Source organism: Microvirga sesbaniae (assembly GCF_025460805.1).
Classification (GTDB): domain Bacteria; phylum Pseudomonadota; class Alphaproteobacteria; order Rhizobiales; family Beijerinckiaceae; genus Microvirga; species Microvirga sesbaniae.
Map to the genome: position 1 here is coordinate 112,560 of NZ_JAMXFJ010000011.1, position 14,973 is coordinate 127,532.

Below are 14,973 nucleotides of genomic sequence, written 5' to 3' on the forward strand. Positions count from 1 at the left end.
TCAGGAGAGCGATGTCTAGAAGAAGGCGACAGCGGCGGCAAAGCCGACTGCGGTTCGCCCTGCGTGAAGCCAGCCCCATCGCTCGATCAGCGCCCGGCTTTCGGGGCCAGCGGCTCCAGGGTCAACCGCCATGAGCTTGTGTTCGTGGGCATGATCACAAGAAGCGTGAAGGGCCAGTTGGCGATCATCAGCAGCGCACCAGCGAGCCATCCAGCATGGCCATCCTGCCACCACATGATCAGCCCGAGCAAAAACCCCACGATTGCCAAGGAGGACTGCATGGCAAAGCCGCGCTTGTAGGCTGGCTTCCATTCAAGGAGCAGGGAGCGATCGTCCAGCCCTAGCCGCGCGGGCTGTTCGGCCAGGTTGATGTAGAGGGCTGCGCCCGTAAAGGCGCGGCGACAAGGAGTGCAAGCTGACCAGTGAGCATGTCGGCCTCCTCAGACTTCGCTCAGTATGCGATCTTCCTGGCCGTCGAGCGAGAGGCGCACGCGCGAAACTCGCCCCGGACCGCCGATAGATGTCCGAATCCGCCGCCATCCGGATCTTCCTGACGTATCTAAGAGGCTGCTCCTGAGCTTGTGGGATACCGGCTGATAGGCCTAACTTTGCCGTATTCAGAACTCTGCCAGATGATGAGCGAGGGGCCATGGCTTCGCTGTCGTTCGCACCGGGACTGACCCTGGAGAATGCCTTCAATGAGGAGACGTTTGTCTTCACCACCCCTGAGAGTGCCGAGGCGGCCGAATTCGAGGTCCGCCTGGGACCGGGAGGCTCCGGCGGCGGCAATGCGATGGCCCACATCCACCCCAAGACAGACGAAACCTTCACGGTTCGGTCAGGCCGGCTGACCGTCTCGATCAATGGCCAGATGCATGACCTCCGGCCTGGTGAGACGATCACCGTTCCCAACGGCAAGCCGCATTTCTTCCGCAACGCCCATGCCGGCGACACCGTGGTGGTCATCCGTTTCACGCCCGCGCAACATCAGCTACGGTTCTTCCTGAACTTCGCCACCATCGCGCAGAACCACCCCGAATGGTTCGGCGCCAAGGGGGAACCCAGCTTTCTGCTGATGGCGCTCACTCTCCACGCCTTCAAGGATCACTTCTATGTGGCTGGTCCACCGGTCTGGGTGCAGAAGCTGCTCTTCGCAACGCTCGCACCCGTTGCCCGGCTGTTGGGCTACACAGTCGTCGTCAAGCCCTGATCGGAAGCGGGGTGAGAATAACCCCAGCCTTCGACTAGGCAATTTGAGCACGCCACCAGCCGAGGTGGCCTCCGGCGTCGGCTGGCGCCCCTACTTCAAATGGAGAATGACCGGACCATCCGTCACTTTCGGTGCACTCGCGCCAATGTCCGACGCATTCTGCCCGACCCACTCCCTGGCCTTTTGGACACTCTCATCTGTGCCCGCCTTGTCCTGACAGACCGTGACGGTGATGCCGCCATCGCCGGTGCGGATCAGGGAGTAGCCGACAAATCCCGTGACCGTCCGCATCAGGCCCTCGACATCCGACTGACGCTTTTCCAGCAGATCAAAAAGCTCCTTGGCTCCTTGACCGGAGTAGGTTCTGATCACAGCGTGCATGGATCGCTCCCTCTTCCAGGCCTAAGGGTCGGCGGCACTCACCCGAGCAGCGCCTATTTTCCTCTCTTGCCTGTTGGGAATTCTACCTGATCCAGAGCCCTGTTCTTGATCAATCGGGACAGTTGTGTGGCATTTTGGGCCATCGCTCTGGTTTCCGATGAGGCCGTGCAATTCGCGGAACGCCCATTATGGGGCAGCGGCTAAGTCGTTGAGGTGGTAATGGCCGAGGAGATCTTCGTTACAAAGGTCTTCGGCCCCATCAACGGCGGGAAGGAAGTCCGCCGGGTCAATTTCCGGCAGCGCTAATACATCGGTCGCGTCAATGCAGCCGTCTCGGTCATTGTCGAGGAAGAACCGGTTGGAGCGGAAGTCCATCATCAGGAACGGCTTCTGCTCAAGGAACTGGTCACAGGCCATGTAGAACGCTGCCATGGCGTGAGGCCCAGTTGGACCCTCGGAGTAGTAGAGGCCCTTGATTAGGCGACCAGTCGCCACCACGCGTGGGCTGCTGCGCAAGACAAGCGCATTCAGGTCTGGCATGGGCTGCCGCCCCATACGACACGACTGCGAGGATGCGGGATAACGGAACGGACCGGCCAAGCCGGCACTTGGCAGCACCAGGAGGGCCGACAAGCAGAGTAGGGCTGCAAGCATCACAGCCTCCTCACGTCAGAGCAGCCAGTATACCGTCAATCGGGTCGAATGATCAGGCCCACTGCTTGCCAAGTGAAGCTCGCGCGCAAAACCGCCGCGAAAATTTCGGGTGAGGCCGTTTCTGGAATGAACGTCACTCGTTGTGCCTGACTGCGGCAGATGCGGAGTTGGGCGGCAGGATGGCGCAGTGGGTTACATGAACGACCCTATGGCCTTGCTGGTAAATGGCCGTGCCGCACCAGTGTCCACCGCGCGTCTCGCCGGTATCACCGGGAAGCGACTGGTACTGGATGGTCCCATCCGGCACATCAAACCAGTCGGCATCGAGGTACATCTGCACGCCCCTCGGGGACACCCGGTAAGGCGCAGGCCGACAGTCATTCTGGTTGCAGCAACTGGCCCCGGCAGCATCAGTAAGGGTCGAGTAGATGTCGTGGGCTTGGGTTGGCAGTTCGAGATAGACCGAGAGGAGGACGGCACAGAGGGCGCGTTTGGGGGACATGGGCCGCTCCCGCACATGAGGGGCTGGCGGCGCTCCACAGAGCGTCGGGACAACGCTACTTCGCCCATTTTACGCCCGAACCGCACTCCTGTCGCGCGCAGGAATTCAGCCTCTTGAAGCAAGCATTATGGCGAAATTTCCGATGGCGGGACGTTATGGAACATGGACTCGGACCCGAGAACTGATCCGGGAAGTTCCGGAGTGGCTCAGGAACCGAGATTCCCTGCGCTTTCGGAATGTCCGGTTCGATGAGGATTGCTGCCTTCGAGCTGAGGTCTCAGACATACCAGATCGAGACCTTCACGCTGCGATCAATCTTCACAGCCATCGGACGTTGCTTCAGGCGCGGGGCAGACGGCTCCGCCGGACTGACGTGATAGGGCGAGCCGCCCTTGAAGGAGATGGCGGCCCTGGGTGCCCTGACGAGACGCGCGCCACGCTCATCCGAACGCACCCGGGACTTTGACCGCGGACGGCGGTAGGATGGCTTGCTCGCACGTCAGCGCAGGGGAACGCCATGTCCCATGTCGGTGTGTCTGGATCGATGCCGCGGCAGGTGGCCGTTCTCGCTATTCTTGTCCAGTTGGTGGTGGGCTGTGGCGCCCGCGCCCAGGAGATGGTGCGGCAGGAACCGATCCCCGATAGCGTCTGGGCCGAGATGCAGGGAAAATCCTGGCACGAGGGCATCGGGTGCCCGGCACGGGCCGAACTCGTGCTGCTGACGGTGCCGTATCACGACTTCCAGGGAGAACCCCAACTCGGGCATCTGATCGTGGCCGAGAAGGTGGCTGCGGACGTGGCGGCCGTCTTCCAGGAGATCTACGACAGCAATTCCTTCCGCATCGAGCGCATGGACCTCATCGACAGGTACGGGGGCGACGACGACCAGTCGATGGCCGCCAACAACACTAGTGCGTTCAACTGCCGCCCCGTGACTGCCGGCTTGAAGCCGATCGCGCACATGCAGGCGATCGCGGTCGACATCAACCCCGTGCAGAACCCGTATGTCATTGGGGACCCAAGGAGTCCGATGAGCGTGACCAAACCGGAGGCGGGCAGACCATACAATCATCCAGAGAAACGTTCGGGCGACGTGATCGGGATCATCGTGCCAAGGAGCGTCGTGACCGAGGCCTTCAAGAAACGCCAATGGCGCTGGGGCGGCGATAGGTCTGAGATCGTGGACTACAAGCACTTCTCGCAGAATGGGAGATGACTACCATTCAGCAGAAGCGGCATGCCCCATCCTCGATGGCCGGGAGGTGAAGCCGGATCCGTCGCCGTTCGGGGTGCAGCCGATCGTGTCGGCCTTGCCAAGGTTCCCCCTTTCGCTTCCGCAGGATGGGCTTCCACCGCCGGTCACCTGTTCTCGATCTCTCTCACGGCATCCCGCGCATCGGATCCGAGCAAGTCATCATCTTGGATGGCTGCAAGGGCAGGAAGCGCCGCTCGCGCTGAAGGACCGATCTTCTTCAAAGCGATGATGGCTTGCCAGCGCACGGCAGGTTTTCCATCCGCGAGCACTTGGATCAGGGCTGGAACCGCCTCCGCAGCATGGGCCCCAAATTGCCCCAGAGTTCTTGCCGCCCACCCGCGTTCAAAGACGGTGCCCTGTTCCAAGGCAGGTACAAGGGCTGGTACCGTGACGTCCATCGGCAACGTGGCAACGGTGAGGCCGTCGAACAGCCGCTCGGCCGTTTTAGCTGCCGCCGCAGACCACCTGTACGGAAGTCGGTAGGCAACCGGATAATACTCCAACTCTGATTGATGCGCTCCCGGCTTCCACACCAGGAGCAGTTCGCGTGCCTCCCGCCGCCGTCCGAGCTGTGCGTACGTCGCAGCGAGGGGAGGCGCCAGATCGATGGCCTGCGGGTCGGCTTGGAGCGCCCTTGCGAAGACACGCGCGGCCTCGTCGAGATCGCCTTTCGCAAACAAAGCCATGCCCCGGGCCAGGGCGTAGTGGCTGGGGGAATTGGGATTGAGCCGCATGGCGGACTCGACAAATTCCAGGCCGGCTTGCGGCTTGCCCGTGGTGATCATGGCCCAGGCCATGCCGAGATGGGCTTCGGGATCATTGGGATCGAGTGCGAGAGCCCGCGCCGCGTCGACGAAGGCGTCGTCATGCCGCCCGGCGTACAGGTTGAAATGCGCCGCCGCGACGTTCGCAAGCGATGACGGCCGCGACTTCGCCTCGCGCAGGTAGAGACGTGCCGCGTCGGCCGCTTGTTCGGTGTTCATGCCCAACGGCTCGCTCCAGTGCCACGCACCGCCCCGGAAATAGACCAGCGCCAGGGCGGCATAGGCCCTCCCGTAGTTCGGATCGAGAGCGATTGCGGCTTTCAACTTGTTCGCCGCCCGTGCGTTCTCCGCAGGCGTGAAGCGGAGATAGAGTTCCCAGCCGCGCTGGAAGGCCTCACGCGCGGCGATGCTCTTCGTCTGCCCGCGGCCGATTTCCTCCTGCTCGTCCTTCGAGAGGTTGAGCGCCAAGGCCTGAACGATGATCTGGACGAACTTGTCCTGAACGGCGAAGATATCCTTGGCGCTGCCGTCGTGACGCTCGGCCCAGAGGGGCCCGCCCGTGGTCGCGTCGATGAGCTGCGCATTGACGCGCACCTGGTCGCCGGCCCGGCGCACGCTGCCTTCCAGCACGTAACGTACGCCCAACTTCTCCGCCACCTCACGCGCAGTCACGGCTCGGCCCTTGAACGGAAAGACCGAGTTCCGGGCGACGACGAACAGTCCCGCGACTTTCGACAGGTCGGTGATGAGATCCTCGGTCATGCCATCGACGAAGTACTCCTGCTCCGGATCGCCGCTCAGGTTGGCGAATGGCAGGACGGCGATCGACGGCTTATCGGGCAGCGGCAATGCCATCCGCTCGACGGATGCGGGCTCCAGCCGCGGTTCCCATGGACGCAGCCAGAGCAGGGGTCCAATGACCAGTAAGGCCAGTGCGGCCGCCCCAGCAGCGATCCATCGGCGAAAGCGCCGCGCGTGGAGGCGCAAGCTCGGCCGCGAGCCCTTCCGCCGGACACGATAGGTTCGCACCGGCCGGCTGATGTTCTTCACCCGCTGCTCGCCGACAAAGTCCAGGGTGAGGTCGAGCTTGCCCTGAAGCTGGTCATAAGCCGCGCCGGAGACCAGTACTCCGCCCGGCTCGCACAATTGCTCCAGCCGGGCTGCCACGTTGACGCCGTCGCCGAGCAGGTCATCGCCCTCGACCACGACATCGCCAAGATTGATGCCGATACGAAACACGATCCGGCGCTCGGGTGGGATGCCGGCCTGCCGTTCCGTCACGGCCTTCTGCACCGCCACCGCGCAGGCGACCGCGTCGACCACCGAGCCGAATTCGGCGAGCGCCCCGTCCCCCATCACCTTGACGATGCGCCCGTGATGCTCGGCCAGGAACGGATCGACAACCTCGCGCCGCAAGGCCTTCAGGGCGGAAAGCGTACCGGCTTCGTCCATTTCAACGAGATGGGAGTACCCGACGACATCCGCCGCCAGGATGGCCGCCAACCGCCGCTCTACCCATGCAGTCGCCATGGCTGTCTCTCCTTCAGGAGATCCTCCGAAGGGTCGCAGGCCAACGCGCCGTCAGGCCGCCCGACATATCGACAGCGCTCACGTAGGATACCACCGCACCGATCCGGTGGCGACGTCTCGGAGGAAGGCTACGTATAGGCACCAGGACACGCCCGAGCTGCACAACGGGTTCCGGGGCGGCATGACCGCCGAAGCGGCGCCACCGCGCGCCGCCTGACAGGCTTCAAGCTACGGGCTTCAACACTACCTCTTTTGGAGCAGGTTGCGGCTCATCGCGGCTCCTCCCACCTGGCAGCCAGAACACGGCAAGAGCCGGTCGTCATTGGAGGAAGCCTATGCCCACCACGTCTGGACAGTTCTCTCGTTCGGCCATGGGGAACGCTCCCCGCGTGTACCCGTCCGACATCCAGCCCTTGTTGCAATCGATCCTTGCTACCCTGGCCGACATCGACCAAGTGCATGAGACCGAGGTGGCGATCGTCAGGAACAGCACCGCCGACGAGTGGCTCAAGCAGAGCGTGATCCGCAGGCTGGAGGAACGCCACCGCGAGCGGCGGGCGCCGTATGTCCGGCAGCTCGAGGCTGTGGAGGAGCGCATCCGGGCGCTCGCCGCCTGACGGGTGACGCGGTTGACCGCGGCTCTCCCGTAACGGTCATGCCCCATGGATTGATGGATCTGCCGGGGCTCACCCCGCTGAACGGTGCCTCGTCGAATGCTCATGCCGTGTCTCGGTCATCCCCGACGGGAGCGATCCCGGCTGCAAGGGCATCGCCGATGGCACCAATCAGGGTTTTCCCCCTCCGGTTCCGGGGTTGACCCTGATGGCGCGGCGGCCGGGGATCAGGCGATACTGGCGATCAGCCAAGACGACGCAAAGTCAAACGATCGTCCGCATTGCTCAAGCACGCCTGCCCAGAAGGCGCAGACTAGCGCGGCGTTGCCACGACCTGCACAAGAGGAGCCTGCCGCATGACCCAGTCACGTCTCTCGCGGATCGCCACCGCGGCCCTGATGGCGACCGCCCTCACCTCCCTCGGTACGGTTCCTGCCTCGGCGCAGCCCGTCGAGGCCGGCCGGGCCCTGTCGGCCACGAGCCTCAAGGAGCAGGAAGCCTTCGCCATCGCCAAGGACGCCTACGTGTACGGCTATCCGCTCGTCACCATGGAGATGACCCGGCGCGTCTTCACCAACGTCGACCAGCCGGGCGGATCGCGCGCCCCGATGGGTCAACTGGTCAGCAAGCGCGAGTACCCGACCGCCGCCTACCGGGACGTGACGGCTCCGAACGCCGACACCCTCTACACCTCGGGGTTCATCAACGTCGGCCAGGAACCCTACGTGCTCTCCCTGCCGGAGATGAACGGGCGCTATTACCTGTTCCCGATGCTCTCCGCCTGGACCAACGTCATTGCCGATCCCGGCACGCGCACTACCGGCACCGGAGCCCAGACCTACGCCATCACCGGGCCGGACTGGAAGGGTGCGCTGCCGGACGGTGTGAAGGAGATCAAGTCGCCGACCGACATGGTCTGGTTCATCGGCCGCCTCTATTCGACCGGAACGCCGGAGGACTACAAGGTGGTCTGGGCGCTTCAGGACCAGATCAAGCTCGTGCCGCTCAGCGCCTACGGCAAGCCCTACACCCCGCCGTCAGGCAAGGTGGACCCGAACATCGACATGAAGACGGCCGCGCGCACCCAGGTCAACCGCCTGGAGCCCGGCCCCTACTTCAACCTGCTGGCGCAGTTGATGAAGGACAATCCGCCTTCGCCGGAGGATGCCCCGATGCTCGCCCGCATGGCCAAGATCGGCATCGTGCCCGGGCGCACCTTCGACACACGCCAGCTCGATCCCGAGATTGCCAAGGGGGTCGAGCGTGCCCACCGGGCCGGCTGGGAGGAGATCATGGCGGGCATCCGCACGGTCGGCACCCTCGAAAACGGGTGGGTGGTCGCCACGACGCTCGGACGCTATGGAACGGACTATCTCAAGCGCGCCACGGTCACCGCAGTCGGCCTGGGCGCGAACCTGCCGCAGGATGCCGTCTACCCGACGACGAGCGTCGACTCGTCGGGCCGGAAGCTGACCGGGTCCGAGAAGTACGTGATCCATTTCGACAAGGGCCAAATGCCCCCGGTCGACGGCTTCTGGTCGCTGACCATGTACGATGCGAACTACTTCTTCGTCGCCAATCCCCTCAACCGATATACCCTGAGCCAGCGCAATCAGCTCGCCCAGAACCCGGACGGGTCGGTCGACCTCTATCTCCAGAGCGAGTCGCCCGGAGCGGGCAAGGAGGCCAACTGGCTGCCGGCTCCAGCCGGCGACATGAACCTGATGCTGCGGCTCTACTGGCCCAAGGAGACCTCCCCGTCGATCCTGAACGGCACCTGGGAGCCGCCGAAGGTGGAGCGGGCTAGCGATCGGCAGGCCAGTGCCGCGTTGGAGCAGAGCAGGCTCGTGCCGACCAGCGCCGGCATCCCGGCAGAGACCGGCAGTGCCGGACCAGGCCCTATCGCGGGCTCTTCGACAATCGGCGTCGCGGTCGTGGACGTGCGGACGCTCTACAGCGGCTACAGCGTCAAGAACCAGATCCTCGGGCGTGAGATCTACAACGACAGGGGCGAGCGCGTCGGCCATGTCACGGATCTGATCGTGGCACCCGACAAGGTGGCGACCTACGCCATCGTCGGAACCGGCGGCTTTCTCGACCTCGGGGAGCACCTGACGGCGGTGCCCGTCAGCCAGTTCACCCTGAAAGACGGCGAGATCGTGCTGCCGAACGCGACCAAGCAGTCGCTGGAAGCGATGCCCCGGTTCGTGCGGGCGAGCAACGAATAGGACCAGCGGAGCACCCGATCGCGGTGCCCCGATCCCCGACAAGCCCATGGAGGCGCCATCATGATCCGACTGACTGCCGTTCTCGCCTTGAGCATCGTGACGACGGGCGCGCTGGCGCAGGCCGGCCCTTCGACCACGGGCCGTCCGTGCTCGGCCGACCGTGCGTTGGTGAACGCCCGCGGCGCTGTCGTCCTGAGCACGGGCCAGTACACCTACGGCCGCTTCGTGCGGGATGCCCGCTACTGCCAGGTCGATCAGTATCCGCAGCCGGCCTGGGTGCCGAGCGACGACACCGCCCAGTGCTTCGTCGGCTACCGCTGCGCCGATGGTCCTGACGACGACTTCTGAGCGCACGGTCACTGAAGCGGTCGCCGAGGGCGGGGCTCTGCCGGAACAGCCCCGCCCAATTGATCGAGCCCTGGTTCGACACGTGCTGGAAGCCCGGAGACATCGAGTTGGCCGGGCAGCCGAAGCCACATCGGATGGGTCGCACGACGGATTACATAACCAGCGCAGCCATGGCTCACAGATTTGGTCATGGCAGTCCCCGTGTGAACGGATGCCTCAGGGGAATCCGAGGGAGGATCACGTCAGAATGCTTGGTCGGCGCATGCTCGCAGGCAATCTCCTTCCCGCCGTCTGCGACCTCCCGACAGCCACGCAGGATTCTGATCTTGCCAAGAAGCTCAGCGATCCCATTGCCGCTCTGAACAGTGTGCCATTGCAGTTGAGAGAAGGTCGGATGCTGCGCCCGCTGACCCTCAAGGACCGCTTGGGGTCAAACTCGGTAGAACAGCGAGGCTGTGCGAACATCGGCTGATCGCCGCTGTGCGGAAGTTACCTTTGTTGACAACCCGCCTGCTGCCCATGCCATCCTGTCGTAAGCCAAGGTTCTTGCATGGGGATTGAACATGTGGAGATTCAAGGTTGCAGCGGCCGGCCTCGTGATCCTCGGCTTAGCCGGAACCGGTCACGCTCAGACACAGGCGGGCATCGGGGACAACCCGACGCTTCTGCCGCCCCAGGTCGCAGGAATTCCAATCCCCCCGGGCCAGATCGATATGGCCTTGTCTGCGCTCGATAGCCTTGCTCAGAGGCTGCTCGACACAACCCAGATTCCTGGTGTGGCGATTGCTGTCGTATCGAACGGCAAGGTTGCCTACGCCAAAGGCTTCGGTGTCCGCAAGGTTGGGGCACCGGAACGGGTGGATGCCGATACGGTCTTTCAGATCGCATCGATGTCCAAGTCTCTCGGGGCGTCCGTCGTCGCGCATCAGGTCGGCATCGGACGCATTGCGTGGGAGACCCCTGTTGTCCAGCACCTGCCGTGGTTTTCCGTGAGTGACCCCTGGATCATCACGCATCTGACGATCGGCGATCTTTACGCCCATCGCTCGGGGCTGCCTGATCATGCCGGCGACGAGCTGGAGGATCTCGGCTATGACCGCCGCCAGGTTCTGGAGCGCCTGCGCTTTCTGCCGCTCGATCCTTTCCGCAGCACCTATGCCTATACCAACTTCGGTCTGACGGCCGCCGCCGAGGCGGTTGCAGCCGCGGCCGGAACCGATTGGGCCACGCTGTCCGAGCAGGTTCTCTATGGACCACTTGGCATGATGTCCACCAGCTCGCGCTTCTCGGATTATATCGCACGATCGAACCGGGCTTTTCCGCATGTGAAGACGGGCAACGCCTATGAGGCGACCTTCCAGCGCCAGCCTGATGCCCAGAGCCCCGCCGGCGGCGTCAGCTCCACGGCCAACGACATTGGTCGGTGGATGATCATGGTGCTGCAGAACGGGCAGTATGAGGGACAACCGATCGTCGATCCGGCTGCCCTGCTGCCGGCTGTCACGCCGCAGATCGTTTCTGCGCCAGCTTATGCGATGGATGCCAGGGCCAGCTTTTATGGGTTTGGTTTCGGTGTCAGCACGCAGCCGTCCGGGCGCACGATGATCAGCCATTCAGGCGCGTTTGCGCTTGGAGCCGCCACGAATTACCTGCTCATTCCCTCGGCGCAGGTGGGCATTGCCGTGTTGAGCAACGCCGCCCCCACAGGCGCGATTGAGGCTCTGGCCATGGAGTTTGCCGAACTTGTTCAGTACGGTCGTTCAACGCGGGATTGGGTCGCGACCTACCGGGCCCCGTTCGAGGCCATGATGGCCCCGACAGGCGAATTGGTTGGCAAAACCCCACCGACCAACCCCTCTCCGGCGAAGGACCTGGCTCTCTACACCGGAACCTACGCCAATGATTATTTCGGCGACGCGGTAATCGCCAAAGGTGTGGGGGACAAGCTGGTGCTGCGGGTTGGGCCGGCACAGCAGGACTTCGACCTGACACACTGGGACGGTGATCAGTTCACGTTTACCCTGCGGAACGAGAATGCCAATCCAGGCACCATCTCCAAGGTGGAGTTTTCAGGGACGCCGCAGAGCATGACGAGAATGACAGTCGAGTATTTCAACAGCCATGGTCTTGGCGTCTTTAGCCGCCGTTGACGTGTTGCGAGCGGCCCACAAGAGCCTCTGCGGTGAGTGAGTGCGGATAGCTTTAGTCAGGTTGCAACGGGATTGCCAGCCGTTCCTAACGTGGTCCGTGTCGTCAGCCTGTGAATCGGCACCGAAGCTCTGACCCTCCCCGATGGAAGGGCAACGCCCTGGTTTGGCGACACAAAACGGGAATCCGGAGGGTCACAATCGGTGCCGATGATCACCCTGCCGGCGCTACAAATTCGCCAGCAACATCATGTGCGTAGCGACAGTCGGCTCTAGGGGCCGAATTCGATGCTGATCTACATGCATCAACCCGGCCACCCGAAAACATACGTTAATGCCAAGCATCTGGGTGGCTTATATTGTTGGGTAAGAAAAGATCTTATCTGCACCTCCCCCTATGCCATCCAAATCAATTATCACCGCCTCCCTGACCCCTGAGCTGACGGCCTTTATCGCGGCCAAGGTTGCATCGGGCCGCTACCGCAGCGCCAGCGAGGTCGTGCGCGCGGCTCTGCGCCTGCTCGAAGAGCAGGACCGCCGCGCCGGAAGCACCGAGCAGCCTGCCAAGGGTGGACACAATGCCCGCTAAGCTCCTGGCGTCCGGCAAAGGCTTTCTGATCGGCGGAGGCGAGATGGGCGCGCGTATCCGCGCACACGACTGGGCCGCAACCCCGCTTGGACCCGTCGAGACGTGGCCGCAGAGCCTGCGCACGGCGGTGAGCATCATGCTCAACTCCAGATTCCCAACTTACTTAGCCTGGGGGCAGGACCTGATCAGCCTGTACAACGACGCCTACCGACCCTTTCTCGGCAATAAGCCGGAGACGCTCGGACGGCCTTTTGCCGAAGTCTGGGCTGAAGCATGGTCCACGGTCGGTCCGATTGCCGAACAGGCTCTGGCGGGCGAGGCCAGCTACTTCGAGAACATGCCTATTACGCTGGAGCGCCACGGCTACCCCGAAGACACATGGTGGACCTTCTCCTATTCCCCCGTCCGTAGCGAGAGCGGCGATGTCGGCGGGGTGCTGTGTACGGTTCATGAAACCACCCACGAAGTGACGACCCGCGCGGCCCTTGAGGCCGAGAAGGATCGTCTGCGCAAGAGCGAGGCGGAGTTCCGCACCATTGCGGATGCCGCCCCTGCCCTGGTGTGGGTCTGCTCGGCAAGTGGCAACAACATCTTCATGAACGAGAGTTGGTACAAATTCACCGGCCAGACCCCCAACGAAGCCCAAGGTACCGGCTGGAGCAAGGCACTGCATCCGGAGGACGCCGCCCTGATCATGCTGCACTGGCAGCGTTGCCGGGAGAGTGGACAAGCCTACGAGGGTGAAGTCCGCTACCGCCGCCATGACGGCGCTTACCGCTGGCATTCATTCCGCGCATTGCCGCATCGGGATCGCGATGGAACCGAAAAGTGGTTCGGGGTCAGCCTCGACATTCACGACTTGAGAACTGCCGAAAAGCAACTGCGGGAGAGTGAGGCCCGGCTGCGCCTCGCCGTCGAGGCAGGCCGGATGGCAACATTTGAGTGTACCAACGGGCAGGTCACCGCCATGCCCGAACTCAAGCGCCTCCTCGGCTATCCGGCAGATGCCGAACTCGACGCAGACGAGGTTCTCTCCCACTACTATCCAGGGGAGCGGGAAAGGGTTGCCGCCTGCGCTCAGAAGGCGTTGGAGCAGGGCGAGCGATTCTTCGAGGTCGAGTACCGCCATTTCCGGTTGGATGGGGACCTGCGCTGGCTTCTCCTGCGCGCTGAGATCGTCCTGGGTCCTGATAGCGCTCCGCCGAGAATTATAGGGGTCGTCCTGGAAATCACCGACCGCAAGCGCGCCGAGGAGGACCTGCGGGAGCGCGAAGCCGATCTGCGCGCCGCGATGGCTGCGGGCTCGCTGGCTCCTTTTGACTTCGACCATGTCAGGGGCGTCATGAAGGCCAACCCAAAGATGAGCGAGCTTTATGGCTTCCCACCGGATCACACGTTGACCATCGAGGACATCCGTTCTCGTTATCATCCGGACAGCCGCGACGCGATTTGGGCTCAGCGCCGTCAGGAACTCACGAATCCTGCCATCCGCGCCTTCGAGTGGACCCTGCATCTCCTTCTGCCGGATGGCCGGACACGGTGGATCACTGGCCTCGGGGAGTACATCCGTGATGAGACCGGACGTGTCATCCGGTCCCGAGGCATCGTCATGGACATTACGGAGCGCAAGCGTTGGGAGGAACACCAGCGGCTGCTGATCCACGAGTTGAACCATAGGGTGAAGAATACCCTGGCGACCGTCCAGTCGATGGCGGCTCAAAGTCTGCGGCAGGTCGAAGCGGAGAGCCGCCCAAAACTCCAGGCGTTCGAGAATCGCCTGTTCGCTCTGGCTCGCGCCCACGATGTTCTCACCCGCGAGAACTGGGAGGCGGCAGAACTTCGCGAGGTCGTCGGTGAGGTTCTGGAACCTTATTTGCGCGGGACCGGTGAGCGCCTCAACATCCAAGGGCCGGAGCTTCGGTTGCCGCCGACGATGGCTATCGCGTTCGCGATGATTGTGCATGAACTGGCAACCAATGCAGCCAAATATGGTGCGCTGTCCATTCCATCGGGGCGGGTCGCAATCACCTGGGGCATCACAGCCGGTGAACCGGCGCTGCTCACATTGCGCTGGCAGGAGCAGAATGGACCGCTGGTTGCTCCGCCTACCCGGCAGGGTTTCGGATCGCGCCTGATCCGCCGTAGCGTAGCCCATGAACTCGCGGGCGAGGTCGAGTTAACCTACGATCCCGCAGGCTTGGTGTGTGTCGTGAAGGCTCCGCTCGATAAGCACATGATGCTGAGCCAAGAAGACGCCAAAGCAGTCGCTTGATCTAGCCGTTGATTTGGATGCCCGAGAGCTACGTCTCACATGCCACGTCAGTCGATGATCGCTGCTTCGGAAAAGCACATGATGAAGGGCATCGTCAACTTTAAGAGATGAGATAAGGCCCGGCCGCTTGGACTATTGGATCAGCAAGCTGCCGCAAGACCGGTGACGTGGGCCCAGGTCGTGAAGTCCTGAGCCCGAGCCTTTCGATGATCATCGAGGTTGGTGCTAGCCGGACGGCGGAAGAGGTTCGCGACTTGATCGTGAACCGAGAGGAAACGTTGCGCCTGCCCGGCTGACTTGAAGCGCTTCGTGTTGCGCTCCCGTCGTCGGGTCTGTAAATCGGTACCGAAGCCTTGATCCCTCGCGAGGGAAGCGCAACGCCTGGGTTGAGCGACACAATACGGAAATCGGGCGGGGTCACGATCGGCGCCGAGGATGCCACCGCCGACGCTGCGCATTCGCGGGCAATGTCATATACG

13 protein-coding genes and 3 pseudogenes are annotated in these 14,973 nt (G+C 63.1%); 10 read left to right on the top strand and 6 right to left on the bottom strand.

Annotated elements, in window-relative coordinates; translation table 11 throughout:
* Positions 1–15: 15 nt before the first annotated feature.
* Positions 16–430 (bottom strand): annotated as a pseudogene (locus OCW50_RS16605) (anthrone oxygenase family protein).
* Positions 431–649: 219 nt separating this feature from the next.
* On the opposite strand from OCW50_RS16605, the gene OCW50_RS16610 reads away from it, so the two are divergent.
* Positions 650–1,210, top strand: coding sequence for a cupin domain-containing protein (locus OCW50_RS16610; protein WP_262298291.1), 561 nt, complete (start codon positions 650–652; stop codon positions 1,208–1,210).
* Between the two features lie 90 nt (positions 1,211–1,300).
* Here OCW50_RS16610 and OCW50_RS16615 read toward each other — a convergent pair whose 3' ends face one another.
* From OCW50_RS16615 to OCW50_RS16625, 3 genes are all read right to left on the bottom strand, one after another.
* Positions 1,301–1,591: a hypothetical protein gene (locus tag OCW50_RS16615; protein ID WP_262298292.1), complete on the bottom strand. Its 291-nt coding sequence runs from the start codon at positions 1,589–1,591 to the stop codon at positions 1,301–1,303.
* 186 nt (positions 1,592–1,777) lie between these two features.
* Positions 1,778–2,023, bottom strand: coding sequence for a hypothetical protein (locus OCW50_RS16620; protein WP_262298293.1), 246 nt, complete (start codon positions 2,021–2,023; stop codon positions 1,778–1,780).
* A 355-nt stretch (positions 2,024–2,378) separates the two neighbouring features.
* Positions 2,379–2,747, bottom strand: a complete 369-nt coding sequence (locus tag OCW50_RS16625) for a hypothetical protein (protein ID WP_262298294.1) — start codon at positions 2,745–2,747, stop codon at positions 2,379–2,381.
* A 517-nt stretch (positions 2,748–3,264) separates the two neighbouring features.
* Here OCW50_RS16625 and OCW50_RS16630 point away from each other — a divergent pair.
* The gene (locus tag OCW50_RS16630; RefSeq protein WP_262298295.1) at positions 3,265–3,963 is read left to right on the top strand and encodes a M15 family metallopeptidase; all 699 of its coding nucleotides are present in this window, start codon (positions 3,265–3,267) and stop codon (positions 3,961–3,963) included.
* A gap of 143 nt (positions 3,964–4,106) precedes the next feature.
* Here OCW50_RS16630 and OCW50_RS16635 read toward each other — a convergent pair whose 3' ends face one another.
* A complete protein-coding gene (locus OCW50_RS16635) occupies positions 4,107–6,296 on the bottom strand; it encodes a tetratricopeptide repeat protein (protein WP_262298296.1) in 2,190 nt (729 codons plus the stop codon).
* 335 nt (positions 6,297–6,631) lie between these two features.
* Between OCW50_RS16635 and OCW50_RS16640 the strand changes: the two genes are divergently transcribed.
* The 8 genes and pseudogenes from OCW50_RS16640 to OCW50_RS16675 all read left to right on the top strand — a co-directional run bounded on the left by OCW50_RS16640 (position 6,632) and on the right by OCW50_RS16675 (position 14,494).
* Complete coding sequence (locus OCW50_RS16640) at positions 6,632–6,913, top strand: hypothetical protein (RefSeq protein WP_262298297.1); 282 nt, start codon at positions 6,632–6,634, stop codon at positions 6,911–6,913.
* 353 nt (positions 6,914–7,266) lie between these two features.
* Positions 7,267–8,718 (top strand): annotated as a pseudogene (locus tag OCW50_RS16645) (DUF1254 domain-containing protein); the annotation flags it as partial.
* Between the two features lie 132 nt (positions 8,719–8,850).
* Positions 8,851–9,138 (top strand): PRC-barrel domain-containing protein, encoded by a 288-nt coding sequence (locus OCW50_RS33420; RefSeq protein ID WP_262298352.1) that lies wholly within the window; start codon positions 8,851–8,853, stop codon positions 9,136–9,138.
* A 60-nt stretch (positions 9,139–9,198) separates the two neighbouring features.
* The gene (locus OCW50_RS16655; RefSeq protein ID WP_262298298.1) at positions 9,199–9,486 is read left to right on the top strand and encodes a hypothetical protein; all 288 of its coding nucleotides are present in this window, start codon (positions 9,199–9,201) and stop codon (positions 9,484–9,486) included.
* 247 nt (positions 9,487–9,733) lie between these two features.
* Positions 9,734–9,958, top strand: a complete 225-nt coding sequence (locus OCW50_RS16660; protein ID WP_262298299.1) for a hypothetical protein — start codon at positions 9,734–9,736, stop codon at positions 9,956–9,958.
* 91 nt (positions 9,959–10,049) lie between these two features.
* Positions 10,050–11,636 (top strand): serine hydrolase, encoded by a 1,587-nt coding sequence (locus tag OCW50_RS16665; protein WP_262298300.1) that lies wholly within the window; start codon positions 10,050–10,052, stop codon positions 11,634–11,636.
* A 394-nt stretch (positions 11,637–12,030) separates the two neighbouring features.
* Positions 12,031–12,222, top strand: a complete 192-nt coding sequence (locus OCW50_RS16670) for a type II toxin-antitoxin system ParD family antitoxin (RefSeq protein ID WP_262298301.1) — start codon at positions 12,031–12,033, stop codon at positions 12,220–12,222.
* Positions 12,212–14,494 carry a PAS domain-containing sensor histidine kinase gene (locus OCW50_RS16675; RefSeq protein ID WP_262298302.1) on the top strand — a complete coding sequence of 761 codons (2,283 nt, stop codon included), beginning with the start codon at positions 12,212–12,214 and terminating at the stop codon, positions 14,492–14,494. The genes OCW50_RS16670 and OCW50_RS16675 overlap by 11 nt, the downstream gene beginning before the upstream one ends.
* 140 nt (positions 14,495–14,634) lie before the next feature.
* On the opposite strand, the pseudogene OCW50_RS16680 reads toward OCW50_RS16675, so the two are convergent.
* Positions 14,635–14,826 (bottom strand): annotated as a pseudogene (locus OCW50_RS16680) (IS6 family transposase); the annotation flags it as partial.
* Positions 14,827–14,973 lie beyond the last annotated feature (147 nt).

Excerpts from the sequence above, each read along its gene's own strand:
- OCW50_RS16620 (WP_262298293.1), bottom strand. The coding sequence starts at position 2,023 with ATGGCAGCGTTCTACATGGCCTGTGACCAGTTCCTTGAGCAGAAGCCG.
- OCW50_RS16635 (WP_262298296.1), bottom strand. The coding sequence starts at position 6,296 with ATGGCGACTGCATGGGTAGAGCGGCGGTTGGCGGCCATCCTGGCGGCG.
- OCW50_RS16640 (WP_262298297.1), top strand. The coding sequence starts at position 6,632 with ATGCCCACCACGTCTGGACAGTTCTCTCGTTCGGCCATGGGGAACGCT.
- OCW50_RS16675 (WP_262298302.1), top strand. The coding sequence starts at position 12,212 with ATGCCCGCTAAGCTCCTGGCGTCCGGCAAAGGCTTTCTGATCGGCGGA.
- OCW50_RS16665 (WP_262298300.1), top strand. The coding sequence starts at position 10,050 with ATGTGGAGATTCAAGGTTGCAGCGGCCGGCCTCGTGATCCTCGGCTTA.
- OCW50_RS16670 (WP_262298301.1), top strand. The coding sequence starts at position 12,031 with ATGCCATCCAAATCAATTATCACCGCCTCCCTGACCCCTGAGCTGACG.
- OCW50_RS16630 (WP_262298295.1), top strand. The coding sequence starts at position 3,265 with ATGTCCCATGTCGGTGTGTCTGGATCGATGCCGCGGCAGGTGGCCGTT.
- OCW50_RS16660 (WP_262298299.1), top strand. The coding sequence starts at position 9,734 with ATGCTTGGTCGGCGCATGCTCGCAGGCAATCTCCTTCCCGCCGTCTGC.
- OCW50_RS16610 (WP_262298291.1), top strand. The coding sequence starts at position 650 with ATGGCTTCGCTGTCGTTCGCACCGGGACTGACCCTGGAGAATGCCTTC.
- OCW50_RS16615 (WP_262298292.1), bottom strand. The coding sequence starts at position 1,591 with ATGCACGCTGTGATCAGAACCTACTCCGGTCAAGGAGCCAAGGAGCTT.
- OCW50_RS16655 (WP_262298298.1), top strand. The coding sequence starts at position 9,199 with ATGATCCGACTGACTGCCGTTCTCGCCTTGAGCATCGTGACGACGGGC.
- OCW50_RS16625 (WP_262298294.1), bottom strand. The coding sequence starts at position 2,747 with ATGTCCCCCAAACGCGCCCTCTGTGCCGTCCTCCTCTCGGTCTATCTC.